General features: G+C 75.7%; 23 protein-coding genes. 10 read left to right on the top strand and 13 right to left on the bottom strand.

The annotated features are described in order from the left end of the window. Positions 1–79: 79 nt before the first annotated feature. Positions 80–1909 carry a 4-alpha-glucanotransferase gene (gene malQ / locus E9565_RS03660; RefSeq protein WP_236834088.1) on the top strand — a complete coding sequence of 610 codons (1830 nt, stop codon included), beginning with the start codon at positions 80–82 and terminating at the stop codon, positions 1907–1909. Positions 1910–1943: 34 nt separating this feature from the next. On the opposite strand, the gene E9565_RS03655 is transcribed toward malQ, so the two are convergent. Further along, the gene (locus E9565_RS03655; protein WP_236834087.1) at positions 1944–4568 is read right to left on the bottom strand and encodes an ExeM/NucH family extracellular endonuclease; all 2625 of its coding nucleotides are present in this window, start codon (positions 4566–4568) and stop codon (positions 1944–1946) included. A 196-nt stretch (positions 4569–4764) separates the two neighbouring features. On the opposite strand from E9565_RS03655, the gene E9565_RS03650 reads away from it, so the two are divergent. The 5 genes from E9565_RS03650 (at position 4765) to E9565_RS03630 (ending at position 8527) form a co-directional block, all read left to right on the top strand. Next, positions 4765–6552, top strand: coding sequence for a bifunctional UDP-sugar hydrolase/5'-nucleotidase (locus E9565_RS03650; protein ID WP_236833512.1), 1788 nt, complete (start codon positions 4765–4767; stop codon positions 6550–6552). Between the two features lie 112 nt (positions 6553–6664). Beyond that, positions 6665–7000, top strand: a complete 336-nt coding sequence (locus E9565_RS03645) for a hypothetical protein (protein WP_236834086.1) — start codon at positions 6665–6667, stop codon at positions 6998–7000. A gap of 80 nt (positions 7001–7080) precedes the next feature. Continuing rightward, positions 7081–7281 carry a hypothetical protein gene (locus E9565_RS03640; RefSeq protein ID WP_236826837.1) on the top strand — a complete coding sequence of 67 codons (201 nt, stop codon included), beginning with the start codon at positions 7081–7083 and terminating at the stop codon, positions 7279–7281. 8 nt (positions 7282–7289) lie between these two features. Further along, positions 7290–7748 (top strand): hypothetical protein, encoded by a 459-nt coding sequence (locus E9565_RS03635; RefSeq protein ID WP_236834085.1) that lies wholly within the window; start codon positions 7290–7292, stop codon positions 7746–7748. Continuing rightward, positions 7736–8527 carry a DUF998 domain-containing protein gene (locus E9565_RS03630; RefSeq protein WP_236834084.1) on the top strand — a complete coding sequence of 264 codons (792 nt, stop codon included), beginning with the start codon at positions 7736–7738 and terminating at the stop codon, positions 8525–8527. Before E9565_RS03635 ends, E9565_RS03630 begins: the two co-directional genes overlap by 13 nt. 12 nt (positions 8528–8539) lie before the next feature. On the opposite strand, the gene E9565_RS03625 is transcribed toward E9565_RS03630, so the two are convergent. The 3 genes from E9565_RS03625 to E9565_RS03615 all read right to left on the bottom strand — a co-directional run bounded on the left by E9565_RS03625 (position 8540) and on the right by E9565_RS03615 (position 11481). Beyond that, complete coding sequence (locus tag E9565_RS03625) at positions 8540–9562, bottom strand: hypothetical protein (protein WP_236834083.1); 1023 nt, start codon at positions 9560–9562, stop codon at positions 8540–8542. Between the two features lie 125 nt (positions 9563–9687). Beyond that, positions 9688–10623: a DMT family transporter gene (locus E9565_RS03620; protein WP_236826841.1), complete on the bottom strand. Its 936-nt coding sequence runs from the start codon at positions 10621–10623 to the stop codon at positions 9688–9690. Between the two features lie 111 nt (positions 10624–10734). After that, positions 10735–11481 (bottom strand): SDR family oxidoreductase, encoded by a 747-nt coding sequence (locus tag E9565_RS03615; protein ID WP_236826842.1) that lies wholly within the window; start codon positions 11479–11481, stop codon positions 10735–10737. Between the two features lie 76 nt (positions 11482–11557). Between E9565_RS03615 and E9565_RS03610 the strand changes: the two genes are divergently transcribed. Further along, positions 11558–13102 carry a UDP-N-acetylglucosamine 1-carboxyvinyltransferase gene (locus E9565_RS03610; RefSeq protein ID WP_236826843.1) on the top strand — a complete coding sequence of 515 codons (1545 nt, stop codon included), beginning with the start codon at positions 11558–11560 and terminating at the stop codon, positions 13100–13102. A gap of 99 nt (positions 13103–13201) precedes the next feature. Here the strand turns inward: E9565_RS03610 and E9565_RS03605 are convergent, their stop codons facing one another. Next, the gene (locus tag E9565_RS03605; protein ID WP_236826844.1) at positions 13202–15115 is read right to left on the bottom strand and encodes a helix-turn-helix domain-containing protein; all 1914 of its coding nucleotides are present in this window, start codon (positions 15113–15115) and stop codon (positions 13202–13204) included. A 281-nt stretch (positions 15116–15396) separates the two neighbouring features. Between E9565_RS03605 and E9565_RS03600 the strand changes: the two genes are divergently transcribed. After that, positions 15397–16404: a DUF2877 domain-containing protein gene (locus E9565_RS03600; protein WP_236834082.1), complete on the top strand. Its 1008-nt coding sequence runs from the start codon at positions 15397–15399 to the stop codon at positions 16402–16404. 18 nt (positions 16405–16422) lie between these two features. On the opposite strand, the gene E9565_RS03595 is transcribed toward E9565_RS03600, so the two are convergent. The 8 genes from E9565_RS03595 to rpe all read right to left on the bottom strand — a co-directional run bounded on the left by E9565_RS03595 (position 16423) and on the right by rpe (position 22390). Continuing rightward, complete coding sequence (locus E9565_RS03595; RefSeq protein WP_236834081.1) at positions 16423–16866, bottom strand: SSI family serine proteinase inhibitor; 444 nt, start codon at positions 16864–16866, stop codon at positions 16423–16425. Between the two features lie 17 nt (positions 16867–16883). After that, on the bottom strand, positions 16884–17750 hold the full coding sequence (gene hisG, locus E9565_RS03590; protein WP_236826847.1) for an ATP phosphoribosyltransferase: 867 nt from the start codon (positions 17748–17750) through the stop codon (positions 16884–16886). Between the two features lie 89 nt (positions 17751–17839). Further along, positions 17840–18103, bottom strand: a complete 264-nt coding sequence (locus E9565_RS03585) for a phosphoribosyl-ATP diphosphatase (RefSeq protein WP_236826848.1) — start codon at positions 18101–18103, stop codon at positions 17840–17842. After that, positions 18100–18627 carry a 6,7-dimethyl-8-ribityllumazine synthase gene (gene ribH, locus E9565_RS03580; protein WP_236826849.1) on the bottom strand — a complete coding sequence of 176 codons (528 nt, stop codon included), beginning with the start codon at positions 18625–18627 and terminating at the stop codon, positions 18100–18102. The genes E9565_RS03585 and ribH overlap by 4 nt, the downstream gene beginning before the upstream one ends. Further along, on the bottom strand, positions 18624–19943 hold the full coding sequence (locus tag E9565_RS03575; RefSeq protein ID WP_236826850.1) for a bifunctional 3,4-dihydroxy-2-butanone-4-phosphate synthase/GTP cyclohydrolase II: 1320 nt from the start codon (positions 19941–19943) through the stop codon (positions 18624–18626). The genes ribH and E9565_RS03575 overlap by 4 nt, the downstream gene beginning before the upstream one ends. Further along, positions 19940–20563: a riboflavin synthase gene (locus tag E9565_RS03570; protein WP_236826851.1), complete on the bottom strand. Its 624-nt coding sequence runs from the start codon at positions 20561–20563 to the stop codon at positions 19940–19942. Before E9565_RS03570 ends, E9565_RS03575 begins: the two co-directional genes overlap by 4 nt. Position 20564: 1 nt before the next feature. Further along, positions 20565–21722, bottom strand: coding sequence for a bifunctional diaminohydroxyphosphoribosylaminopyrimidine deaminase/5-amino-6-(5-phosphoribosylamino)uracil reductase RibD (gene ribD / locus E9565_RS03565; protein WP_236834080.1), 1158 nt, complete (start codon positions 21720–21722; stop codon positions 20565–20567). Further along, positions 21719–22390, bottom strand: a complete 672-nt coding sequence (gene rpe, locus E9565_RS03560) for a ribulose-phosphate 3-epimerase (protein ID WP_236826853.1) — start codon at positions 22388–22390, stop codon at positions 21719–21721. Before rpe ends, ribD begins: the two co-directional genes overlap by 4 nt. Positions 22391–22499: 109 nt before the next feature. Here rpe and E9565_RS03555 point away from each other — a divergent pair, with 109 nt between their 5' ends. Both E9565_RS03555 and E9565_RS03550 read left to right on the top strand, forming a co-directional pair. Beyond that, positions 22500–23123, top strand: coding sequence for a universal stress protein (locus E9565_RS03555; protein WP_236826854.1), 624 nt, complete (start codon positions 22500–22502; stop codon positions 23121–23123). Positions 23124–23170: 47 nt separating this feature from the next. Beyond that, a complete protein-coding gene (locus tag E9565_RS03550; protein WP_236834079.1) occupies positions 23171–24649 on the top strand; it encodes an aldehyde dehydrogenase family protein in 1479 nt (492 codons plus the stop codon). Positions 24650–24693 lie beyond the last annotated feature (44 nt).

Here is a 24693-nt window from a genome sequence, read left to right as displayed (position 1 = left end):
CGGGCCGGGGCCGCCGGCCGAGAGGAACGCCACCACGGCCCGGACTGCGCGCCCGGGCGCACCCGGCGAGGATCGACAGGTGACGACGAAGCCGACGACCGACGACTGGGGCATCGATGCCAGCTGGCTGGACGCGCTGGACGAGGAACACCAGGTAGCCCGCGAGACGATCGAGACGCTGCGCGCCGTCATCGGCGAGCCACCGGCCGACCTGGAGGAGCGGGCGCCGATCGTCGCCCGCCCCGGTGACGCGCTGGAGGTCGACGAGGCCGACGTCGTCTGCGAGGACGGCGAGGTGCGGCACGTCGACGGCGAGCTGCCGCCGGACTTCCCGCTCGGCTACCACTGGCTGCAGGCGCCCGAGGGCCCGCGCCGGCGGCTGATCGTCTCCCCCGGCCGGTGCTGGCTGCCCGAGGACCGCGCCTGGGGCTGGGCGGTGCAGCTGTACGCCGCGCGCGGCCGGGAGAGCTGGGGCATCGGCGACCTCGGCGACCTGCGCACGCTGCGGCAGATGGCCGCCGAGCAGGGCGCCGGGTTCCTGCTCATCAACCCGCTGCACGCGGTCGCGCCCCTCGCCACCCAGGAGGCCAGCCCCTACCTGCCGGCCACCCGCCGTTTCCGCAACCCGCTCTACCTGCGGGTCGGGGAGGTACCCGGCGCCGATGCCGTCGACCTCGAGGCCGACGCCGGGCGCGCGCTGTCCGACGGGGCGCTGATCGACCGGGACTCCGTGTGGGCCCGCAAGCGCGAGGTCCTCATGCGGATCTTCTTCGCCCACGGCGGCGGTGAGGCGTTCGCCCGCTGGCGGGAGGAGCAGGGCCGCACGCTGCAGGACTGGGCGACGTGGGCGGCGATCACCGAGGAGCACGGCGCCGACTGGCACACGTGGCCGCCGGAGCTGCGCCGCCCCGATGCGCCCGCCGTCGCCGGGTACGCCCAGCGGCACGGCGCCGTCGTGGCGTTCCACGCCTGGCTGCAGTGGGCGCTGGAGCTCCAGCTCACCGAGGCGACCGCCGGGATGACCGTCATCCAGGACCTGCCCATCGGCTTCGCCGGTGGCGGCGCCGACGCCTGGGCCTGGCAGGAGGTGCTGGCCGACGGCGTGAGCGTCGGCGCACCCCCGGACGCGTTCAACTCCGCCGGGCAGGACTGGGGCTCCCCGCCGCTGATCCCGTGGCGGCTGCGCGACGCCGACTACGAGCCCTTCGTGCAGTCCATCCGGGCCACCATGGCCGGCGCGGGGGGCCTGCGGATCGACCACGTGATGGGGCTGTTCCGCCTGTGGTGGGTCCCCGCCGGCGGCAGCGCCGCCGACGGCGCCTACGTCCGCTATCCGGCCGAGGACCTGCTGAACATCGTCGCGCTGGAGAGCCACCGCGCCGGCGCCCTCGTCGTCGGGGAGGACCTCGGCACGGTGGAGGACGGCGTCCGCGAGGCGATGGCCGAGCACGGCGTCCTCTCCTACCGGCTGCTCTGGTTCGAGGAGGACGAGCCCGCCGAGTGGCCGGCCGAGGCGATGGCCGCCATCACCACGCACGACCTGCCGACCGTGGCGGGGCTGTGGACGGAGGCCGACGTCGACGAGCAGCGGGAGCACGGGACCGGCACGGAGGAGGAGCTCGAGCGGGGCCGCGGCTCGCTGCTGGCGCACCTGCCCGGGCTCAGCGACGACGCGAGCGTGGAGCAGGCGGTCGAGCGCGCCCACCAGCTCCTGGCGCAGGCCCCCTCGCTGCTGCTGTCGGCGACGCTGGACGACGCCGTCGGTGAGCAGCGCCGGCCGAACATGCCGGGCGCCGACGACCGGCCCAACTGGTCGCTGCCGCTGCCCGTGGCGGTGGAGGACCTGCCGGCCCACCCGCTGCTGCGGACGGTGGCCCGGACCCTGGCCGACGGGGTCCGGAAGGGCTGACACGGCACCGGCGCGCGTCACGTGCGGGTGCGGGTCAGGACTCCGTGCCCTCCTGCTCGGCGGTCCCCTCCCCGCGGCCCTGGTCGAGGCGGTCGGTGCCCGGCCCGCCGATCAGCACGTCGCTGCCGTTCCCGCCGTCGAGCCGGTCGTCGCCGAAACCGCCGGACAGCACGTCGTCACCGTTCTCGCCGGCGATGCGGTCGTCGCCGGCGCCACCGCAGACGACGTCGTCGCCGCCGCGGCCGCGGATCACGTCGTCCCCACCGAGGCCCATGATCACGTCGCGGCCCTCCGTGCCGCTGAGCTTGTCGCGGCCCTCGGTGCCCCGGATCGTGGGCAGCAGGCCCTGGCAGCGCTCCTCCAGGTCGACGCCGACCACCACCGGGTCGTGGTCGCTGGACCGGTACGGGTCAGCGGCGTAGAGCGCCGGGTCCCCGTAGTACTGGTAGGCGAAGGACTCGACCGCGTTGATGTTCCAGTGCGCGACGCCGGTGACCTTCGCCGCCAGCTCCGCCGTGGCCAGCGCGTGGTCCAGCGAGCCGGACTGGTCGTCGAACACGTAGCTGTAGCGGCCCGGGTCGAACTGCTGACCGAGGTCGACGTACCCCTCCCCCTCGAGGAGGACGATCGGGTCCTCCTCGCTGTAGGCGTTGAAGTCGCCCATCAGCACGACGTCCTCGTCGGCGCTCTCCGCACGCAGCCGCTCGGCGAACTGCGCCAGCGATGCCGCCTGCCGGACCCGGTCACCGTTCCAGGCACCCTGGCCGTCGCCGGAGTCCACGTTGTCGCCGGTCGGCTCGCCGGGGCTCTTGGACTTGAAGTGGTTGGCGACGACGGTGAACGCGTCGCCGTCCTTCACGAAGGTCTGGGCGAGCGGCTCGCGGGCGTTGTCCCACACGTCCTCGTCGACCAGCCCCGCGGGCTCGCCCACCGGGAGGACGACGTCGCCCTGGTAGATGATCCCGTTGCGGATGACGTCGCGGTCGACCGCGTAGAGCTCGTCGGGCAGCGGCACGTAGTCCCACTTGTCGTACCCGGCGGCGGCGTTCAGCCGGCGCACCAGGTCGGCCAGCGCGGTGTCCGCGTCGCCCGGCGTGAGACCGGTGGCGTCGCTGTCCTCGATCTCCATGAGGGTGACGACCTCGGCCCCGAGGGCCTCGATGGCCGGCACGATCTTCCCGGCCTGCTTCTCGAGCTGCTCGGGGTCGCGCGCACCCCGGCCCGGCTCCCCGAAGGTCAGGAAGTAGTTGAGCACGTTGAAGGCGGCGAGCCGGACGTCGCCGCCGACCTGCTCCGGGGCCGCCGGCCGGGTGTTCTGCGGGGCGAAGACGCCGTCGGCGGTGCCGTCGGCGGGCTGCAGCCGCCACTGGTCGAAGCCGTAGCCGAGGACGAGGGGCTCGGTGAACTCGAGCTCGTCACCGACCCGGACCGGCGTCTCCGAGGTGAGGTAGGGGCGGGTGGTGGCGGTCACCCGCGCGCTCACGCCGTCGTCGAGCACGATGCGGCGCAGCACGTTCTCCGCCACGACCGCCTCGGCCGCGGCGGTGCCGGGCCGCGCGAGCTCGGTCGGCTGCACCAGCAGGCCGCCCTCGGAGAGGGTGAGCTCGCCGAAGCTCGTGAGGTCGAAGACCTCGCTGACGGTCAGCGTGTCCACGGGCGCGACGAGCATGCCTTCGAGCCGCTCGCGCTCCGCGTCCCCGGCGGGCAGGTCCAGCGGCGCGGCGCCGGGCAGGTCGTCCGCCGTGCCCTCGGCGCAGACCGCGGCGTCCTCACGGGAGCTGATCTGCGTCTGGCCGAAGTACTCCTGCGCCTGGCCGGTGACGGCGACGGTGTCACCGAGGTCGACCGCGACGTCGCTGAACACGAAGATGCCGTCGGAGGTCGCGGCGTCGCCGTCGCCGTCGGCGTCCTGCAGGTGGAAGCCGCCGAAGCCCTCCAGGTCACCGACGACGACGCCGCGGACGGTGACCTGCTGCCCGGCGAGCGGGGTCTCCGCGCCCGGGCCCTGGACCGCCCCGATCTCGTGCGTCGGCGCCGTCGCGCAGACGTCGACCGGCTCCTCGGGCTCCGGCTCGGCGGCGCCCGCGGGGTTGACCGCGCCCCGGCTGGCGGTCGCCGGGTCGCTCCACACGAGGGCGTCGGCCGCCGCGTCGTAGGTCCGGGACAGCGACTGCCCCACCGGCGTCGCCCCTCCCTCGGAGACGCCGATGTCGGTGCTGGCCAGCCCGGCCGCCGGCCCGTCCGCGGCGGTGACGGTGCCCTCGTAGGAGAGGAACTCCAGCACCTCGGTGCCGCGCACCAGCGCGACGCCGTCCGGTGCGCCGTTCTGCAGGCCCGGGGCGTCGACGGCCACGACGGCGGGGGCATCCGCGGGTGCGGTCGCCTCCCCGAGCTCGATGGCCCCGTAGGAGGCACCGTTGCTGCCGTTGTAGAGGACGACGGACAGCCCCTCGGACGTGGTGCCCGCGGGCAGGTGCACCTCGACGAACTCGCCGGTGTCGGTGCCGTCGTTGTCGTAGTGCATCTCGGAGATGAACGGGGTGGTCGGCGGCGCCGCCGAGGCGACGGCGGGCAGGCCCACCGCGGCCACGGAGGCGGCGAGGGTGCCGAGGGCGGTTCGGCGCGCGAGGAGGCGCGGACCGCCGGTGCGTACGAGCACGGAGGAGTCCTTCCGGAGGGACGGGGAGACGCGCGAACGGTAAGCCGATCGGGTGACGATCGGCACCACGGAAGGTGACCGGCACGTGACGGACCGGTCCCTATGGGATATGTCACATTTCGGAACGCGGTCACGACATGTTCACCCGCCGGTGTGACGCTCCCCGGGCAAGCTCCCCCAACCACCCCGGAGCGTCATGTCTCTGAAGCACCTGCGCCGCGGCACCGTCGTGGCGACCGTGGCCGTGGCCTCGCTGGCCGGCGGCACCCTGGCGGGGACCGCCACCGCCGCGCCCGCCCAGGATCCCCGCCCCGACTTCACCCTCACGCTGCTGCACGCCAACGACCTCGAGTCGGCGCTGCTGCCGGTGACCGCCGACGACGGCGGCACCTACGGCGGGGCCGACCGCTTCGTCGAGCTGATCCGCCGGCAACAGATGCTCGCCCTGACCGGCCCGCGGCCCGAGGGCGCGGCGAAGAACCGGGGCGTGGTCACCGTCTCGGCCGGCGACAACTTCCTCCCCGGCCCCCAGCTGGCCGCCAGCGAGGAGTCCGGGCGCCGGATCTACGACGCCACCGCGTTCAACGCCGCCCGCTTCGACGTCTCGATCCCGGGCAACCACGACTTCGACCTCGGCCCGGACTTCTTCGCCGAGTGGATCGGCGACATCCGCCCGGAGACGACGATCGTGTCCAGCAACCTCGGCTTCGAGCAGGAGCCGGCCCTGCTGGCGCGCGTGGCCGACGGCACCGTCGTCACCTCGCACGTCGTCGAGGAGAGCGGGGAGCAGATCGGCTTCATCGGGCTCACCACGCCGGACCTCGCCCGCCTGACCAGCTCCCGCGACGTGACGATCGACCCCGACCTCGCCGGGATCGCGAACGCCCAGGCCGCCGCGTACGAGGCCGCCGGCGTCGACAAGGTCGTGCTCGTCTCGCACCTGCAGGACATCGAGAACGAGGTGGCGCTCGCCACCGAGCTCCGCGGCGTCGACGTCATCATCGGCGGCGGGGGGCACGAACTGCTCGCCGACGAGGGCGACCCGCTGGTCCCCAACGGCACCGACGTCTTCGGCTCCTACCCGCTGACCCCGACCGACGCCGACGGCGAGGTCCTGCCCGTGGTGACGACGGCCGCCCTCTACAGCTACGTCGGGCGCCTCGTCGTGTCGTTCGACGCGGCCGGCGAGGTCGTCACCGTGCACGACGACGCCTCGCGCGTCCTCCCGGTGGCGGCCCAGGGCCCGGACGCCGTCCCGGCGAACTACGCGGTGAACCGGTGGGTCGTCGAGCCGGTGCAGGAGTACGTCGCGGACCTCGCCGAGCAGGTGGTGGCCACCTCGCAGGTCGACCTCAACGGCATCCGCGACGACGTCCGCAGCCGGGAGACCAACCTGGGCAACCTCGCCACGGACGCCCTCCTGGCCGCCGGCCGGCGCGAGGCCGCCGCGGCCGGCGTCACGCCTCCGGTCGTCGCCCTGCAGAACGGCGGCGGCATCCGCAACGCCGCGGTCATCCCGGCCGGGGAGATCACCGCCCTGGACACCTACACGGTCCTCCCGTTCTCGAACTTCGTCGGCGTCGCCCCGGCCATGCCGGTCGAGACCTTCATCGCCGGCGTCGAGCGCGGACTGTCCGGTCTGCCGGGCGCGGCGGGCCAGTTCGCCCAGGCCGCGGGCTACCGGGTCACCTACGACGTGACCCAGCCGGTCGGCTCGCGGGTCGTCGACCTGGTCCTGGACGACGGGACCGCGCTCGTGGAGGGCGGCGTGCCGACCGGTGCGCTGGAGACCATCCCGGTCGCCACGATCGACTTCCTGCTCCGCGGCGGCGACGGCTACCCGTTCGACGGGGTCGCGTTCACCGTCCTGCCGGTGACCTACCAGGAGGCGCTGGAGACCTACCTGGTCGAGGACCTCGGCGGCGTCGTCAGCGCCACGGACTACCCGGTCGGCGGCGAGGGGCGCATCACGCCCGTCGCCTGACGCAGCACCCCGCACGGGCGCCCTCCGCGATCACCGCGGAGGGCGCCCGTCCCACGTCCGGCGGCCGGTGCGCCGTCGAACGCATGTTCGACCGGCGTGCGAGACTGCTCCCGTGGCGGGCGGGATGAACCGGGGGCGCGGCGGCCGCTCCCTGGGTGAGCGGGCGGCGGGGTCGGGCGTGGTCCCCCAGCTCTCCTCCCCGCTGCCCGCCCCGCCGTCCCGTCCGGCCGCGGCGGCCCGACCGGCGGCCCCCGGGGAGCCCGGCGAGGGGCGGCACTGCTGGGTGCACGACCCCCCGGAGGCGCCCGGCACCTGGCCGGGGCTGCTCGTGGAGTGGCGCCAGCGCGACGGCGCCTGGCAGGGCCGGGTCACCTACGCGGTGAGCCGGCCGCACGGGCCGGCGCTCGTCGAGGCGTGGCTGCCGGCCGCCCGGCTGGAGCCGCGGTGAGCACCGTCGCCGGTTAGCGGCGCGCGGTCGCGGCTATGGCTCTCCCCGACCGCACCGCCGATCGACCGGAGGACGCCACGATGACCGGCCCCCAGGACACCCCGAACCTCGACGACGTCATGGAGCCGCAGGAGCACCCCACCCGCGACCGGACCCAGCACGCCAAGGACCCGCACCCCAGCGACGAGGTGCTCGAGCACCGCACCGAGCAGGAGCGGCAGGCGGTGGGGTCGGACGACGCCGACCCGGCGGGCGCCGACCTGCACTCGGCCACCGACTGACCCGGCGCGTGCACCGGCCGGCGGCGCCGGCGCGGCTGCGGGCCGCCGACGTCGCCGGCTGGCTGCTCAAGAGCGCGCGGCCACCGCCGGCCCTCGACGCCGGCTGGCTGCCCGGCACCGCCCGGGAGCTGGCGCGCTGCGTGCGCCGCAGCTACCGGCTCGACCTGGTCGCGGCCGGGCAGCCGGTCCTGCTGTGGGTGAGCGGGCGGGTGACGCCGGGCGTCCACGCGGTCGGCCGCGTCACCGGCCCGGTCGGCGAGACCGCGGACGGCCCGGTCGTCCCGGTCCGCCTGCTCCGCCTGGACGCACCGGTCGGCCGGGCCGAGCTGCGCGCCGACCCGGAATTCGCCGACGCCGAGGTGCTGCGCATGCCGGCCGGCAGCAACCCCTCCTGGCTGTCCGCCGCGCAGCTGTCCGCCGTCCTGGACCGGATCGCTCCGGGGCAGCTGGGACGATGGCTGCCGTGACTCCGAACCGCCTCCGCTGGGGCGCGCTGCTGTGGGTGCTGACGCTCCAGTTCTTCGTCGTCGAGGCCGTGGCCCAGGCCCGCTGGACCGGCCCCTACTCGCGCGCCGACGAGGTCATCAGCGCCCTGGGCACGGCCGACTCCCCCGCCCGGCAGCTCATGAACGCCTCGTTCGTCGTCCAGGCGGCGCTGATCCTGGGTGGGGCGCTGCTGCTCCTGCCCGTGCTCCGCGGTGCTGCCGCGCGTGCGGTGCCGGCGCTGCTCGGCGCGGCCGCGCTGGGCGTGCTGCTGGTGGGCGTCTTCCCCACCGACGGCAACGGCACCGTGCACGCCGTCGGGGCCGTCCTCCACCTGGCCGGCGGCGCGCTCGGGCTGATCGCGCTCGCCTATGCCGTCCGGCCGATCTCCGAGTCGCTCGGCACCGTCGTGGTGCTGCTCGGGATCGTCGCCACGGCCGGCACGGTCTTCTTCCTCACCGGGGTCACCCGGTACCTCGGGGAGGGCGGCATGGAGCGCGCCGCGGCCTACCCGCTGCCCATCGCCCTGGCGCTCAGCGGCGCCGTCCTGTGGTGGCTCGGGCGCGGCGGTGACCTCGCGGCCGTGGAGTCGTCCCGGCGCGCCGAGCGCGAGTGCGAGCGGGCACGGCTGGCCGAGCAGGCCCGGGCGCGCGATGCCGCGCTGGAGTCCGCCGTCGGCGGCGACCGCCGTACCGGCGCGGACGACGAGGACCCGGGCACCGACCCCGAGGACCCCTGGGCCCCGCCGCGCCAGCGCGGCTGAGCCGTCCGGTGGTCAGCCCGCGGGCTCGAAGCGCAGGACGTCGCGCACCGGGCGCCGGCCGCTGACCGCCGGCGCCGGGTCGCCGGGCTCGGCCGGGCGCGGGTAGCCCAGCCGCAGCAGCATCTGCGGGTGGCCGACCAGTGACAACCGCGCCTGCATGCGCACCCGGGTCGCCGGCCAGTCCAGCGCCTGGGTCAGCGGTGAGGCCACCAGACCGGCCGCGGTGACCCGGAGCAGCAGGTGGCCCAGCGCCCGGCCGGCCCGCAGCCAGTCGGCGCGGTCGTCGCCGTCGGTGCCCATGAGGACGACGGCCGGCCGCTCCACCGCCGGCGGCGGGGCGTCGGGGTCGCCGCCGGCCCGGAACGGTTGCTGCTCGCGCTGCCCCACGACGAAGTCGCGGATCAGCCAGTTGGACGCCCGCTCGTGGGGGTCCCCGCTGGGCACCGCGTTCACCGGCACCCCGTCCTGGGCGGCCGGATCGGTACGCAGCCACCGCTCCAACTCGGCGAGGTAGGCGGGGTCTCCCTGCTCCATCTCCTCGGCCCGGGAGATGAGGAACACCGTGGCGACCTCCTCCTCGGAGCGCGTGATGGGCTTGAGCCACACCCCTGACGCCCCGGCCTCCCGCTGGAGGCGGTCCAGCAGGTCGCCGGGCACGGCGCGCGGCTCGAACGGCGCCCGCACCGTGTGCCGCTCGGGGATCGCCGCGGCCAGCACACGATCGTCGTCGGTGGGCTCCACGGCCCCGGCGAGCCGGACCGTCGCCAGGTGGTCCACGTCCCCGGCGTCGGGGAGCAGCGCCACCTCGGTGCCGTGGCCGGCAGCGGCCAGGGCGGCGACGGCGAACTCGAGCAGCGCGCCGCAGCTGATCACCTGCTGACGGCCGGTCGGGTCGAGGACCGGCAGTGCGCGGTCCCGGTCCAGGTGCAGCTCCAGCCGGTCGGGCCAGGCGGCCAACCGCCACGGCTGCGTGTTGTGGATCGACGGCGCCCGCGTCGCGGCTGCGACCACCTGCGCCCAGTCCTGCTCCTCCACCACGGACCTCCCGGCCGGTCTCGACGGCGGACCACCGGCGGTGGCCCCGGTGCGTGCCTACCCCATGGTCGCGCCGCGGTGCACACCCGGTCGCCGCCGGGGTGCACCGCGGGCCCGTCGCGGGCCTACCGCGGGTCGAGCGCCCCCGCCCGGGCGACGGGCGGACCGGCGGGCGGCACGAGCGCCGGCCGCGACCGCCGTCGGGACACCGCGACACCGACGAGGCACACCAGGCCACCGGCCACCGCCAGGGGTGGCGGCGCCTCGCCCAGCAGCAGCCAGCCGAGCAGGACGACCAGCGGCGGCACCAGGTAGGTGGTGACCCCCAGGCGTCCGGCGTCGGTGCGCGACAGCGCGTAGGCCCAGGTGGTGAACGCCAGCGCGGTGGGGACGACGCCGAGGTACACCAGGCCTGCCACCGACCCCGCCGGCGCGGCGCCCAGGTCGGCGACCAGCACGCCGGCCCAGGGCAGGCAGGCGACCGCGCCGATCGCGCAGGCCGTGAAGGTGACCTGCAGCCCGGGCAGCCGGCGCAGCAGCGGCTTCTGCGCCACCACGCCCACCGCGTAGGTGACCGCCGCCACCACGCAGAGCACGACGCCGGTCAGGTCCGCCTCCGCGCCGCGCGTCGCCAGCCCGATCAGCAGCACGCCCGCGAACGCCACGGCCAGCCCGGCGACCAGCCACCGCGGGAAGCCCTCGCCCAGCAGCAGCCCGGCGAGCACCGCGATCAGCAGCGGCCCGATGTTGACCAGCATCGCCGTCGTCCCGGCGTCGAGGTGCTGCTCGGCGGCGTTCAGGGCGAGGTTGTAGACGGCGAACCAGCCGAGGCCGCAGACGGCCAGCAGCCGCCACTCACCGGCCGTCGGGCGCACCCAGCCGCGGCGGGCGAGGAGCAGGCCCAGCACCAGCGCGCCGACCAGCAGGCGGCCGAGCGCCAGCGCGCCGGGCGAGAGGTCCTCGCCGACCGCGCGGATGCCCACGAAGGCCGATGCCCAGGCGAGCACGGTGACGGCGACGGCGAGCAGCGTGCGGCCGTCCGGAGGTGCGGGGGTGGTCACGCCCCGGACCCTAGGGGCGCCCACCGGCACGGCTCCGGCGTTTCCGGCCGTGGCACGCGGCTGGCGCCCGCGGCGCGGAAGGGGGCAGGAACGCTGCGGTCCGCGGCGTCCTCAGCCGTGCAGGTGCTCCGCCCAGGTGCGGTGCCCGCGCGCGCCACCCGCAGGCACCGCGGCGCCGTCCCGCAGCGCGGCGCCGAGCCGGCCCGGCACGGGGGTGGCGATGACCCGGGCGCCCGGCGCGCGCACGGCCGCCCACGCCCGCGCCAGGTCGGCCACCGAGTGCTCCTCGGGGCCACCCAGCTCCACCACGCCGCCCGACGGCGCCGCGCCCGCCACCCCGACCAGGTGGGCGGCGGCGTCGGCGACGTCGACCGGCTGCACCCGCCAGCCCATGGGCACCGGCAGCAGGGGCCCGCGGCGCGCGGTGCCGAGCAGCTCGTCGACGAAGCCGTGGAACTGGGTGATCCGCACCAGCGTGACCGGCAGCCCCGACGCCAGCAGCACCTGCTCGGCCGAGTACTTCGCGCGGTAGTAGGACAGGGGCACCCGGTCCACCCCGACGATCGAGACGAAGACCAGGTGCGGCGGGCGCGACCGGTCGACGGCCTCCACCAGCCGCCGGGTGCCGGCGACGTCGACCTCCCACGGGTTGCCCCGCGGGTCGCTGGCGGCGTGCACCACCACCTCAGCGCCCGCCACCGCCTGCGCCAGGTCCCGCCCGGTCGCGAGGTCCCCCCGCACCCCGCCGGGACCGGTGCCCCGGCGCGACATCGACCGCACCTGGTGCCCGGCGTCGCGCAACCGCGGGACCAGCTCCTGCCCGAGGCGGCCGGTGCCGCCGGTGACCAGTACGTCCACGCGTGCAGTGTGCCGGTCCCCCGCGCCGCCCCGGCGTCGTACCGCCGTCATCTCAGATACGAGATAACGTGGCCCGGTGACGCTCACCGACCAGCCCGCCGACGAGGCCGTCCGGCGGATCGGCGCCCTCGTCCGCGACGCCCGCCGCCACCGCGGCCTCACCCAGCAGCAGCTCGCCGAGCGGCTGGGCACCAGCCAGAGCGCCGTCGCGCGCATCGAGCAGGGCAGCCAGAACCTCACGCTGGAGTTCCTCGGTCGGCTCTCCGCGGCGCTCGACAGCGAGCTGATCCGGCTCGGCCCGGCCGGCCCGGCGCACCTCCGCGTCACCGGCGGCCACCCGCTGCGTGGCCGGGTCGCGGTCAAGTCCTCCAAGAACGCCGCCGTCGCGCTGCTGTGCGCCTCGCTGCTCAACCGGGGCCGCACGACCCTGCGCAACGTCTCCCGGATCGTCGAGGTCGAGCGCATCCTCGACGTGCTGCGCTCCATCGGCGTCTCCGCCACCTGGGACGAGCACGGGCACGACCTCACCCTCGTCGTCCCCGACGAGCTCGACCTCGAGGGCATCGACGCCGACGCCGCGCGGCGCACCCGCAGCATCATCATGTTCCTGGGGCCGTTGCTGCACCGGGCCCGCTCGTTCCGGCTGCCGTACGCGGGCGGGTGCGACCTGGGCACCCGCACGGTGCAGCCGCACATGATCGCGCTGCGCCCGTTCGGCCTCTCCGTCGAGGCGCACGCCGGGGAGTACCAGGCCGGCGTGGACGGGCCGGCCGCCGCCGACCGCACCATCGTGCTGACCGAGCGCGGGGACACCGTGACCGAGAACGCGCTGCTGGCCGCGGCCCGGACCGACGGCACCACGACCATCCGCAACGCCAGCTCCAACTACATGGTCCAGGACCTCTGCCTCTACCTGGAGCTGCTGGGCGTCGGCATCGAGGGCATGGGCTCGACCACGCTGGTGGTCCGCGGGCGGCCGGTGCTCGACGCGGACGTCGACTACACGATCAGCGAGGACCCGGTCGAGGCGATGAGCCTGCTGACCGCCGGGATCGTCACCGGCTCGGAGCTGACGGTGGCCCGGGCGCCGGTGGACTTCCTCGAGGTGGAGCTCGCCGTCCTCGCGGAGATGGGGCTGCGCTACGAGCTCTCCGCCGAGTACCTGGCCGACAACGGGCACACCCGGCTGGCCGACATCACCATCCACCCGTCGGAGCTGCAGGCACCCCTGGACAAGGTGCACCCGATGCCGTTCCCGGGCCTGAACATCGACAACCTGCCGTTCTTCGCGGTGATCGCCGCGCAGGCGCAGGGGTCGACGCTCATCCACGACTGGGTCTACGACAACCGGGCGATCCACCTCTCCGACCTCACCCGGCTGGGCGCCGACGTCCGCCTGCTCGACCCGCACCGCGTGCTCGTCACCGGCCCCACCCGCTGGCGGGCCGCCGAGGTGGTCTGCCCGCCGGCGCTGCGCCCGGCCGTGTGCATCCTGCTGGCCATGCTGGCGGCCAAGGGCACCTCGGTGCTGCGCAACGTCGACATCATCGCCCGGGGGTACGAGCAGCTCTACGAGCGCCTGGTCGAGATGGGCGCCGAGATCGAGGTCTTCCGCGACTGACGAAGGACCCCGTCCTCCTCACCGCTCGCAGCCTCGCGGCGAGCCTCTGGACGGGGCCGTGCCGGGTGAGCCAGGCCCGCGCCCGGCCGGCCCCGCCCGTCAGAGCAGCGCGTCGAAGCCGTCGTCCGGCAGGCCGACGCCGCCGTCCAGCGGGGGCCGGGCGGGCTGGTCCAGGCCCCGCATGCGCGCGGCGTGCAGCGCCAGCAGGAGGTTCAGCCGCAGCGTCGGGTCGGTGGTGAACGACCCGAGGATGCGCTCCAGCTTCCCGATCCGGTACCGCATCGTGTTGTAGTGGAAGTGCAGCCGCCGGGCCGACTCGGCCACGTTGAGGTTGGTCTCCAGCAGCACCCGCAGGGTCTCCCGGAGGTCGGCGGAGTCGGGGTCGACGGCGTCGGCCAGCGGGCCGAGCACCTCGTCGACGTAGGACCGCAGCTCGGTGCTGTCCGGGATCAGCGAGAGCAGCCGGAAGACGCCGAGCTGGTCGAAGTGGGTGACCGCCGACGCGCCGTGGATCTCCAGCCCCACGCCGAGGGCGCGCTGGGCCTGCCGGTGGGCCTCGGCGAGCTCGGAGAGCGATCCGGCGGGCCGGCCGATGCCGGTCCCCAGCACCCGGCCGACCCGGCGCAGCCGCCCGTTGACCCGGGAGCTCACCGCGGAGACCAGGGCCGAGAGCTCCTCCGGGGTGCGCCCGTCCAGCGGCAGCAGCGTCACGATCTCGGTGGCCAGCCCCGCCACCGCCGCGCCCGCGACCTCCGACTCCAGGGCCGCGCGCCAGCCGTCGGCCAGCCGGTCGAGGACGTCGAGGGCGCGGGTGGGATCCGCCGCGGCGTCGGCCATGGTCTCCGTCGCCGTCACCAGGACCGCGACCGGACCGTCGAGGCGCCAGCCGAAGGAACGGGTGTAGGCCAGGGTCCGCTCGGTGTGCCCGACCGCGCCGCCGACCAGCCGGCGGACGAGGTCGCCCTGGAAGCGCAGCTCCACCGAGTGCACGGCCTGCAGGCGGATCACGGAGAGCGCGGCGATGACGGCGGCCCGCTCGAGGACACCACCGGCGCCGAGCATCATCGCCCCGGTGCGGTGCACGGCGACCAGCCAGCCGTGCCGCTGCTCACCGGCCATGATCGGCGCCACGGCGTACTCGCCGACCCCGCCCGGGAGCTCGTGGTGACCCGGGACGAGCAGGATGCCGTCGGCGGGCGAGAGGTCGGCGTCCAGGTCGGCCGGCGTGACCACCGTCTGGTCGGCCCGGACGCCCGAGAGCCGCAGCGACGGCGCCATCGCGGCCAGCTCGTCGTCGGCCGCGGCGTCCAGGAGCCAGAGCCAGTCGCTGATCTCGGCCACGTCGTCGGCCGGGCCGGCGCTGGTGACGACCTCCCGGTCGGGTCCCAGGCCGAGGACGGCGGCGCCCTCGAGCATCACGGCCAGGCGCTGGGTCACCTCGGCCAGGCCGCCGCCGGTGAGCGCGACCTCGGTGAACTCGTCGTCCATGCGGGAGGAGAGCGCCAGGGCCTGACCCTGCTTGGCGACGACGGCGCCCAGGACCCCGGAGACGATCTCGTCCAGCCGGGCCGCGGGCGGGAGGGCGAGCACCGGCAGTCCCCGGCGCCCGGCCTCGGCGAGCACCTCGGCCGGCAGCGGTGGCGGACCGTCCACGCGCCGGTAGGCCAGCGCCGCGGTGCCGACGGCGTCCAGCCGCTCGACCAGCGCCCGGCAGCTGACCGGGTCGGCGGGCGGCAGCCGGGCCCCCAGGACGACGAGGACGTCGGGGCCGGCGGCGGCCAGCGGGTCGGCGGGGTCGTCGACGACCATGTGGCGGATCACCCGGCCGAGCCCGGCCGCGCCGCCGGTGACGGAGGTCCCGGAGAGCACGGGCAGGGCGAGGGCGTCCTCGACGGTCAGCCCCATGCGCTGCTGCCAGCTCGCGCGCTCGTCGCGCCGGTCGGAGCGGGGCGACTCGGCGACCGCCCAGTTGCGACGGAACGGGGTGGTTCCATTACCGTGCGTGGACGACATGAGCGACGCATCACTCTGTGTCACAAGGCATCCCCTTCCAGTCGTCGTCCAGGGTGCCACACGGCAGGAGCCTGTCAGGTGTCCCCGGACGCCGGACCCCATTCTTGGCGACATCCGCCATAAGAGGGCGTGCGACGCGCCGCTTAGGTTCGACCTCGTTCCACCTGCTCGGTGGATGGTAGGCGGCCCGCAGGTGGCCCGCGCACCGTCCCCGGCGCGGGTGGGCGAGGGCGGAGCGCCGACCCACCGGCCTCCGTGTCCCGACGGGTGGAGGGCGTCCCATGCGCGCGATCGACGACACCGAGGTCCGGACCGGCTCGACCGAGCACCTCGCCCGGCGCGGCCGCACCGCGCGGGCCGGGGCGCCCACGATCCCCCTGCCCCGCGACTCGGCGCGCCCCGCCGGCCGCCCGGCCCCGGTGATCGCGACGCCGGGCGCGGTGCCCGCCGCGGCGAGCACCGCGGTGGCCGACGTGCTGCGCGGCCCCGTCCGCCCGGCGCGGGTGCTGCTCAGCGTCCCGGCGGCGGTGTACGTCCAGGTCGTCGGCGAGCGCGGTGGCGGCGAGGTCGTCGGCCTGCTCACCAGCGACGCGGCCCGGCTGCCGCTGGGCTGCGTCCTCTTCCGGCCCAGCAACGGGCGGCCGCTGGTCGCGGTCCCCACGGGCGCCCCCGCCGAGGTGGGCGGGGGCCGGGTCGTCGTCGGCGATCTGGCCGTCAGCGCCTCCGCCTGGTGGGACCCGCGCCCCCGGCTGCCCGGGGGGCGCCCGGCGCTGCTGCCCGAAGGCGTCCGCCAGCTGCGCAACGCCCTCTACGGCGAGGGCGTGCCGCACAGCTCGTTCACGCTGCCCGGCCTGCCGACCGGTCCCGGGGGCCCGCTGGCGGCCCTCCGGGGCGCGGTGCGCCGGGCAGACCTGGAGGCGGCGCTGCGCACCGCCACCCGGTTGATCGGGCTCGGGCCGGGCCTCACGCCGGCCGGGGACGACGTCGTGGCCGGCACGATCGCCGGCCTGGTGCTGCTCGGCCACCCCGCGGCGCAGCGCTTCGCCGCCGGCGTCTGCTCGACGGCAGGGGGCCGCACCACCGAGCTGTCCCGGGCGCTCCTGCGGCACGCGGCCGCCGGGCAGGTGAGCGGGGAGTACGCGGCGGTCCTGCGGGGGCTGGTCGGCGAGCGCCCGCTGGCCCCGGCGATCGCGCGGCTGCTGGCCACCGGCGCCACCAGCGGGCGGGCCATGGCGCTCGGGCTGTGCACGGCCATCGACCTGGTGGACCGCACCGCGCGCGTGCGCTGACCGGGAGGGCCGGCGCGGTCAGCCCAGCGGTAGCGGCCGCTCCCCCACCGGGACGGGCAGCAGGGGGCCCAGCGAGTCCCACTGGGCGATGCGGCAGCCGTCGACGCGGGACAACCGCAGGTCGACCGGCTCCCCGTCCCAGCGCCCGGTGACGTGCGCGGTCTGCGGGCCGCCGTACTGCTCGGTGCAGACGAGGTCGTCGGGCAGCGGGGCGAACGGCTCCGCCATCCCGGCCAGGTGCGCGCAGGCCTCCTCGGCCCGCGGGTGGCTGCCACCCGCGCCCGGCGAGCAGGTCAGCGTCCACGTCTCCGGGGGCGTGCCGTCGCCGCGGTCCACCTCGACCGTCAGGTCGTCGTCGGCCTGCGAGACGCCCGTCGTCGCGGAACGTCCGGTGGTGGGGTCGCCGGCGCTGCCCGGACCGGTGGCGCAGGCGCCGAGCAGCACGCCGGCCAGGAGCAGCACCGCTGCCGCCGTCCTCATCAGATGCGGGAGGCGTGGATGCTGGTCACCAGGATCGCTCGGGCACCGAGCTCCCAGAGCTCGTCCATCACCCGGTTGGTGTCGTTGCGGGCGATCATCGCGCGCACGGCCGACCAGCCCGCCGTCTGGAGAGGGCTCACCGTCGGGCCCTCGATGCCCGGGGTGACCGCGGTGGCCCGGTCCAGCAGCTCGTTCGGGCAGTCGTAGTCCAGCATCACGTACTGCCGGGCGACGAGCACGCCGCGCAGCCGCCGGCGCAGCTGCGCCACGGCGGGGATCTCCTCCGCCCCCTCGCGGCGGACCAGGATCGCCTCGCTGCTGAGCACCGGCCGCCCGATGATGTGCAGCCCGGCGGCGCGCAGCGTCGTCCCGGTCTCGACCACGTCGCAGACCGCGTCGGCGACCCCGAGGCGGCAGGCGGTCTCCACCGCGCCGTCGAGCTTCACGACGTCGGCCTTGAGCCCCTGCTCGTCGAGGTAGCGGCGCAGCAGCACCGGGTACGCGGTGGCGATCCGCTTGCCGGCGAGCTGGGCGACGTCCTGGATCTCCGACTCCACCGGGGTGGCGAAGCGGAACGAGGAGCGGCCGAAGCCCAGCGGCATGTCCTCCACCGCGCTGGGCCCCTCGCCGTCGTCCGGGGCGGTCTCCAGCAGCATGTCCCGGCCGGTGATGCCGACGTCCAGCGTGCCGGCGGCGACGTAGACGGCGATGTCGCGCGGGCGCAGGTAGAAGAACTCGGTGTCGTTGTCCGGGTCGTAGACGGCGAGGTCCTTGGCGCTGCGCCGCTGGCGGTAGCCGCTCTCCGCGAGCATCTCCGCCGCCGGCTCGCTCAGCACACCCTTGTTCGGCACAGCGACGCGCAGCACGACTGGTCTCCTAAGGCGACATGATGGAACGGCCTCGTCCCAGGGACCCGCGGCGCGCGAAGCGTGTCGTGGGGAGGGACGAGGTCCTTTCAGAGGTGAGCGTAGACGTCGTCCAGGGTGAGGCCCCGGGCCAGCATGAGGACCTGCACCCGGTAGAGGAGCTGGCTGATCTCCTCGGCGGTGCGCTCCTCGCCCTCGTGCTCGGCCGCCATCCAGGACTCGGCGGCCTCCTCGACGACCTTCTTGCCGGCCGCGTGCACCCCGTCCCGCACCGCGGCGACGGTGCCGGAGGCGGCGTCGCCGGCGGCCACCTTCGCGGTGAGCTCGGCGAACAGGCTGTCGAAGGTCTTCACGGGCGGGCCTCCTGGCCGGCGGGGGCGGCGGAGAACCCGGTCTGCCGCTGGGGGGTGCGCAGGTCGCGGAGCACGAGGGCGGTCCGGAGCGCCGCGAGGGTGGCCTCCCAGCCCTTGTCCTCGGCCGATCCGGGCAGCCCGGCCCGGTCGCGGGCCTGCTGCTCGTCGTTCGTGGTGAGGACGCCGTTGCCCACCGGCCTACCGGCGTCCAGCGCCACGCGGGTGAGCCCCGCGGTGACCGCGTCGCACACGTACTCGAAGTGCGGCGTCCCACCGCGCACCACCACGCCGAGGGCCACGACCGCGTCGTGCCGCTCGGCGAGGGCCTGGGCGACGACCGGCAGCTCGACCGCGCCCGGCACGCGGACGACGGTCGGGGCGGCGACGCCGCAGGCCCGGGCGGCGGCGACCGCGCGGTCCAGCAGCGCGCCGGTGATCTCGGCGTGCCAGGTGGTGGCGACCACCCCGAGGGTCAGGCCGGTGGCGTCGACCGGTGCCGCCTCCGGTGCTCCGGTGCCGCTCATGCGGGCTGCTCGTCCTGGCCGAGGGGGACGTCGGTGCCGGGCACCGTCGTGGCGCCGGGGGCGTCGGCGGGGCCGGACTCCGTCTCGGGCTCGATGATGTCGAGCAGGTGCCCCATGCGGTCGCGCTTGGTGCGCAGGTAGCCGAGGTTCTCCGCGGTGACGTGGCTCGGCAGCGAGACCCGGCCCAGCACCCGCAGCCCGTAGCCCTCCAGCCCGGCGCGCTTGGCCGGGTTGTTGGTGAGCAGGCGCATGGTGCGGATGCCGAGGTCGACGAGGATCTGCGCGCCGGTGCCGTAGTCCCGGGCGTCCGCGGGGAGCCCCAGGTCGAGGTTGGCGTCGACGGTGTCGGCGCCCATGTCCTGCAGCTGGTAGGCCTGCAGCTTGTGCAGCAGGCCGATGCCCCGGCCCTCGTGCCCGCGGATGTAGAGCACCACGCCGCGGCCCTCCTGAGCGACGGCGGCCAGCGCCGCCTGCAGCTGCGGGCCGCAGTCGCACCGCAGCGAGCCGAAGACGTCGCCGGTGAGGCACTCGGAGTGGACGCGGACGAGCACGTCGTCGCCGTCGCCGATGTCGCCGTAGACGAAGGCCACGTGCTCGCGTTCGTCGTAGGAGCTGCGGTAGCCGACGGCGGTGAAGGTGCCCGGGGCCAGCGGGACGATCGCCTCGGCCACCCGCTCGACCAGCTTGTCGAAGCGCTTGCGGTAGGCGATCAGGTCGGCGATGGAGACCATCACCAGGTCGTGGTCGTCGGCGAAGACCCGCAGCTCCTCGCCGCGGGCCATGCCCACCGGGTCCTTCTCGCTGACGATCTCGCACAGCACCCCGGCCGGCCGCAGGCCGGCCAGCAACGCCAGGTCGACGGCGGCCTCGGTGTGCCCGGGGCGGCGCAGCACGCCGCCGTCGCGGGCGCGCAGCGGGACGACGTGGCCGGGGCGGGCCAGGTCGGCCGAGGTGGTGTCGGCGTCGGCCAGGGTGCGGATCGTGTGCGCGCGGTCCGCTGCCGAGATGCCGGTGGTCACGCCCTCGCGGGCGTCGACGGTGACCGTGTAGGCGGTGCCGAGGCGGTCCTGGTTCACCCGGTGCATGGGTGGCAGGTCCAGCCGGTCGGCGTCAGCCTCGGTCACGGCCACGCAGACGTAGCCGGAGGTGTAGCGGACCATGAACGCGACGAGCTCGGGGGTCGCCAGCTCGGCGGCGAAGATGAGGTCGCCCTCGTTCTCGCGGTCCTCGTCGTCGACGACGACGACCGGGCGGCCGTCCTTGATCGCGGCGATGGCGCTCTCGATGGAGTCCAGCCGGGTGCGCGGCTCGCTCATGCGCGTGCTCCCAGCAGGCGTTCCACGTACTTGGCGATCACGTCGACCTCCAGGTTGACGGGCTCCCCCGGGGCGCGCGCGCCGAGCGTGGTCTCGCGGAGGGTGGTGGGGATGAGGCTGACCTCGAACCAGGGCTCGGGGTCGGCGGTGCCGCTGACGGCGCTCACGGTCAGGGAGACGCCGTCGACGGCGATGGAGCCCTTCTCGACGACGTAGCGGGCGAGGTCGGCCGGGAGGGCGATCCGCACGACCTCCCAGTGCTCGCCGGGGGTGCGCGAGGCGATCCGCCCGACGCCGTCGACGTGGCCCTGGACGATGTGCCCGCCCAGGCGGGTGTGCGGCGCGACCGCGCGCTCGAGGTTGACCGGCTGGCCGTCGGCGACCGAGCCGAGGCTGCTGCGCCGCAGCGTCTCGGCCATGACGTCGGTGGTCCACACGCCGTTGCCGTCCTCGCCGGGCTGGACCCCGGTGACGGTGAGGCAGACGCCGTTGACCGCGATGGAGTCACCGAGGGAGACGTCGGTGAGCACGGTCCGGGCGCGGATGCGCAGGACGGCGGAATCACCCTGGTCCTCCCGGGCGGCCAGGGTGCCCACCTCCTCGACGATGCCGGTGAACACCTCAGCTCCCTCCGTCCACGCCGTCCCCGCTCGTGCGGGTGCTCCCACCAGTGTGCCGGGTGGGGTGCAGCCGGATCTGCACGTCCCCACCCAACCGGAGGACGTCGGCGACCGAGAAGGACAGCGCCGAGCCGATGCCGGTGATTCCCAGGTCGCCCACGAGGGACGGGCCGGCACCCAGCAGCTTGGGGGCGAGGTGGACGACGGCCTCGTCGACCAGCCCGTCCCGGAGGAACGCGGCGGCGAGCGTGGGCCCGCCCTCCAGCAGCACGCGCCGGACGTCGCGGGCGAAGAGCTCGGCCAGCAGCTCCCCGGGGGACCCGGCGCGGCTGACCAGCGTGGGGGCGGCGTCGTCGAGCACGCGGGCGTGCGCCGGCAGGCGGTCCCGGCGGTCGACGACGACGCGCAGCGGCTGCCGGGCGGCGTCCCGGCCGTCGGCGTCCCGGACGGTGAGCTGCGGGTCGTCGGTGAGCGCGGTCCCCGAGCCGACGACGACGGCGTCGGAGCCGGCCCGGAGCCGGTGCACCTGGGCGCGCGCCTCCGGCCCGGTGACCCAACGGCTGCTGCCGTCGGCCGCGGCGACCCGCCCGTCCAGCGTGGCGGCCACCTTCCAGACCACGTACGGGCGGTGCTCCCGTACCCCGGTGAGCCAGCCGGCCAGCGCGCCGCGCTCCGCGGCCTCCTGCTCCACGCCCAGGACGACGTCGACGCCGGCCGCCCGCAGGCGGTCCGCTCCCCCGCCGGCCAGCTGGGTCGGCTCGGGCACGGCGACGACGACCCGGGCGATGCCGGCGGCCAGCAGGGCGTCGGCGCACGGGCCGGTCCGCCCGGTGTGCGCGCACGGCTCCAGGGTGACGACGGCGGTGCCGCCCCGGGCCCGCTCACCGGCCTGCGCCAGGGCGACGACCTCGGCGTGCGGGCCGCCGGGCGGGGCGGTGGCCCCCTCGCCGGCGACACCGCCGTCGGCATCGAGGACCACCGCGCCGACCGCGGGGTTGGGGCTCGTCGTCCCGAGGACGGCGGCGGCGAGCTCCCGCGCCCGGGCCATGGCGCTGGACTCGTGCGCCGGGGTGCTCGCGCTGGACTCGTGCGCCGGGGTGCTCGCGCTGGATTCGTGCGCCGGGGTGCTGGCGGAGCGCTCGGCCGGGGAGGGGCTCACCCGCGCATCGCGGCGGCGGCCTGCGCGCGGAGCGCGGCGATCGCCGTCGCCGGGTCGTCGGCGCCGTAGACGGCCGATCCCGCGACGAACATGTCGACGCCGGCCTCGGCGGCCTGCTCGATGGTGTCGCCGTTGATGCCGCCGTCGATCTCGACCAGGAGGGTGAGCTCACCGCTGTCGACCAGCCGGCGGGCCTCCCGCACCTTGGGCAGCACGTCGGCGATGAAGGCCTGGCCGCCGAAGCCCGGCTCGACGCTCATGACCAGCAGGGTGTCGAAGTCCCGCAGCACGTCGAGGTGCGCCTCCAGCGGCGTGCCGGGCTTGATCGCCAGCCCGGCGAGCGCCCCGGCGGCCCGGATGTCCCGGGCGACGGCACGGGCGTCGCGGCAGGCTTCGGCGTGCACGGTCACGTTGCGCACACCGGCCTCGGCGTAGCCCGGCGCCCAGCGCTCGGGGTCCTCGATCATCAGGTGGCAGTCCAGGGGGACGGGGCTGACCCGCTGGATCGCCTCGACCACCGGCAGCCCCAGGGTCAGGTTCGGGACGAAGTGGGCGTCCATGACGTCGACGTGCAGCCAGTCGGCGTCGGCCACGCGCGCCACCTCGTCGGCCAGCCGGGCGAAGTCCGCGGAGAGCAGGCTCGGGGCGATCATCGGTTCGCGGGGCACGTCCGCCGAGTCTAGGTGGCCGCCGGCCGGGAACCGGAGGCGTCCGCCGGGCGTCAGGCGTGGGAGGGGCACGGCGATGGTGCCCCCGCGAGCCACGGGAGGAACCGCCGTGCCGACGTCGGTCTTCGTCGCCCTCGTCCTCGTCATCTGGGTCGCCACCGGGTTCGGGGCCGCCCTCTTCCTCGGCCGCCGCGGCTACCGCGCGCCGCAGTGGTGGTTCCTCGGCGCGGTGCTGGGTCCGCTGTTCGTACCGATGGCGCTCGAACGCGCCCGGAGCGAGGACCGGGTGGTCGAGCGCACGCCCCTGACCGACGAGACACCGGTGTCCGCGGGCGCGGTCACGCTGGTCGCGGGCGTCGACGGGTCCCCGGAGTCCGACCGGGCCCTGCGGGACGCGGTGCGGCTCTTCGACGCCGCGGGCTCACGGGTGGTGCTGGTGATGGCCGTCGACCCCGACGTCGTCGAGTTCCGCGACGAGACCGAGCGGGACCGGTGCCGCGCGCTGCTGGCCGAGCGGGCCGGCTGGTTCACCGCCCCGCGACCGGTCATCGAGATCGTCAGCGGCCGCCCCGCCTCCGCGCTGCTCGACGTCGCGGTGGAGGAGCGCGCCGACGTCGTCGTCGTGGGCCGCCGGGGCCGGGGCCTCTCGCACCGCGTGCTCGGCAGCGTGGCCGAGCACGTCACCCGGCACTCCCCCGTCCCCGTGCTGCTCGCCGGGCCCGCGACCGGCTGACCGGGGACGGACGTGTCCGTTGCGGGCGACCGGGTAGGGCCGCACCCATGGCTTCCGACACCACCGCACCCGCGCCCTACGACGGCTTCGACCGGATGCCCATCGGCGGCACCTGGCGGGCCGGCCGGGCCGGCAGGACCGCCACCGACACCGATCCCTACACCGGCGAGACGCTGACCGAGATCCCGCTCGCGGACGCCGACGACCTCGACGAGGCCTACGCCACGGCGAAGGAGGCCCAGCGCGAGTGGGCCGCCCGGCTGCCCGGCGACCGCGCCGAGGTGATGCGCCGCGCCGCCCGGATCATGGAGGCCCGCAAGGACGAGATCGTCGACTGGCACATCCGCGAGAGCGGCGCCGCGGCGCCGGCCGCCGAGTTCGAGTTCGCGATCACCCTGCGGGACTTCCACGAGGCGTCGTCCTACCCGTACCGGGTGGAGGGCCGGATCCTGCCGGCCGACGTGGAGGGCAAGGAGAGCCGGGTCTACCGCCGGCCGGTCGGCGTGGTCGCGGTGATCAGCCCGTGGAACGTCCCGATGCACCTGTCCAACCGCTCGGTCGCCCCCGCCCTGGCGCTGGGCAACGCCGTCGTCCTCAAGCCCGCCGGCGACACCCCGGTCACCGGGGGCCTGCTGCTGGCCAAGGTCTACGAGGAGGCGGGGCTGCCCCCGGGCCTGCTGTCGGTCGTCATCGGCGCCGGCCGGGACATCGGTGACGCGATCGTCAGCCACCCGACGCCGCGCGTGGTGTCCTTCACCGGCTCCACGCCGGTGGGCAAGGGGATCGCCGAGAAGGCCGGCCTCAAGAAGCTCTCGCTGGAGCTGGGCGGCAACGGCCCGCTGGTCGTGCTCGACGACGCCGACGTGGAGTACGCCGTGGACGCCGCGGTGTTCGGGAAGTTCTTCCACCAGGGCCAGGTGTGCATGATCACCAACCGGATCGTGGTGGACGCCGCGGTGCACGACGAGTTCGTCGACCGCTACGTGGAGCGGGTGCGCGGGCTGAAGGCCGGCGACCCCCGCGAGGCCGACACCGTGATCGGCCCGATCATCAACGGCAAGCAGCTGGAGGGCATCCAGCAGAAGGTGACCCAGGCCCGGGACGACGGCGCCGAGCAGCTGCTGGGTGGCGACCCCACCGGACCGATCGGCTCGGTGCTGCCCCCGCACGTGCTGCTGGGCGGCAACGACGTCGCCACCGCCCGCCAGGAGGTGTTCGGCCCCGTCGCGACGATCATCCGGGCCCGCGACGAGGCCGACGCGCTCGCCATCGCCAACGACACCGAGTACGGGCTCTCCAGCGCCGTCTTCACCCGGGACACCCTGCGCGGGGTCGACTTCGCGCTGCAGGTCGAGGCGGGGATGACGCACGTCAACGACTCCCCGCTCAACGACGAGAACAACACCGCGTTCGGCGGCGAGAAGGAGTCGGGCCTGGGCCGGTTCGGCGGCGAGTGGGCGATCGAGGAGTTCACCACCGACCACTGGGTGAGCGTGCAGCACACCCGGCGCCGCTTCCCCTTCTGACGACCCCGGCGGGCGCACCGGGTCCACACCGGGTGCGACGGACC

This window comes from Blastococcus sp. KM273129 (assembly GCF_021698995.1).
Lineage (GTDB): Bacteria > Actinomycetota > Actinomycetes > Mycobacteriales > Geodermatophilaceae > Blastococcus.
Note: the sequence above shows the minus strand (reverse complement) of the source record. Positions and strands in the feature narration are given on the sequence as shown.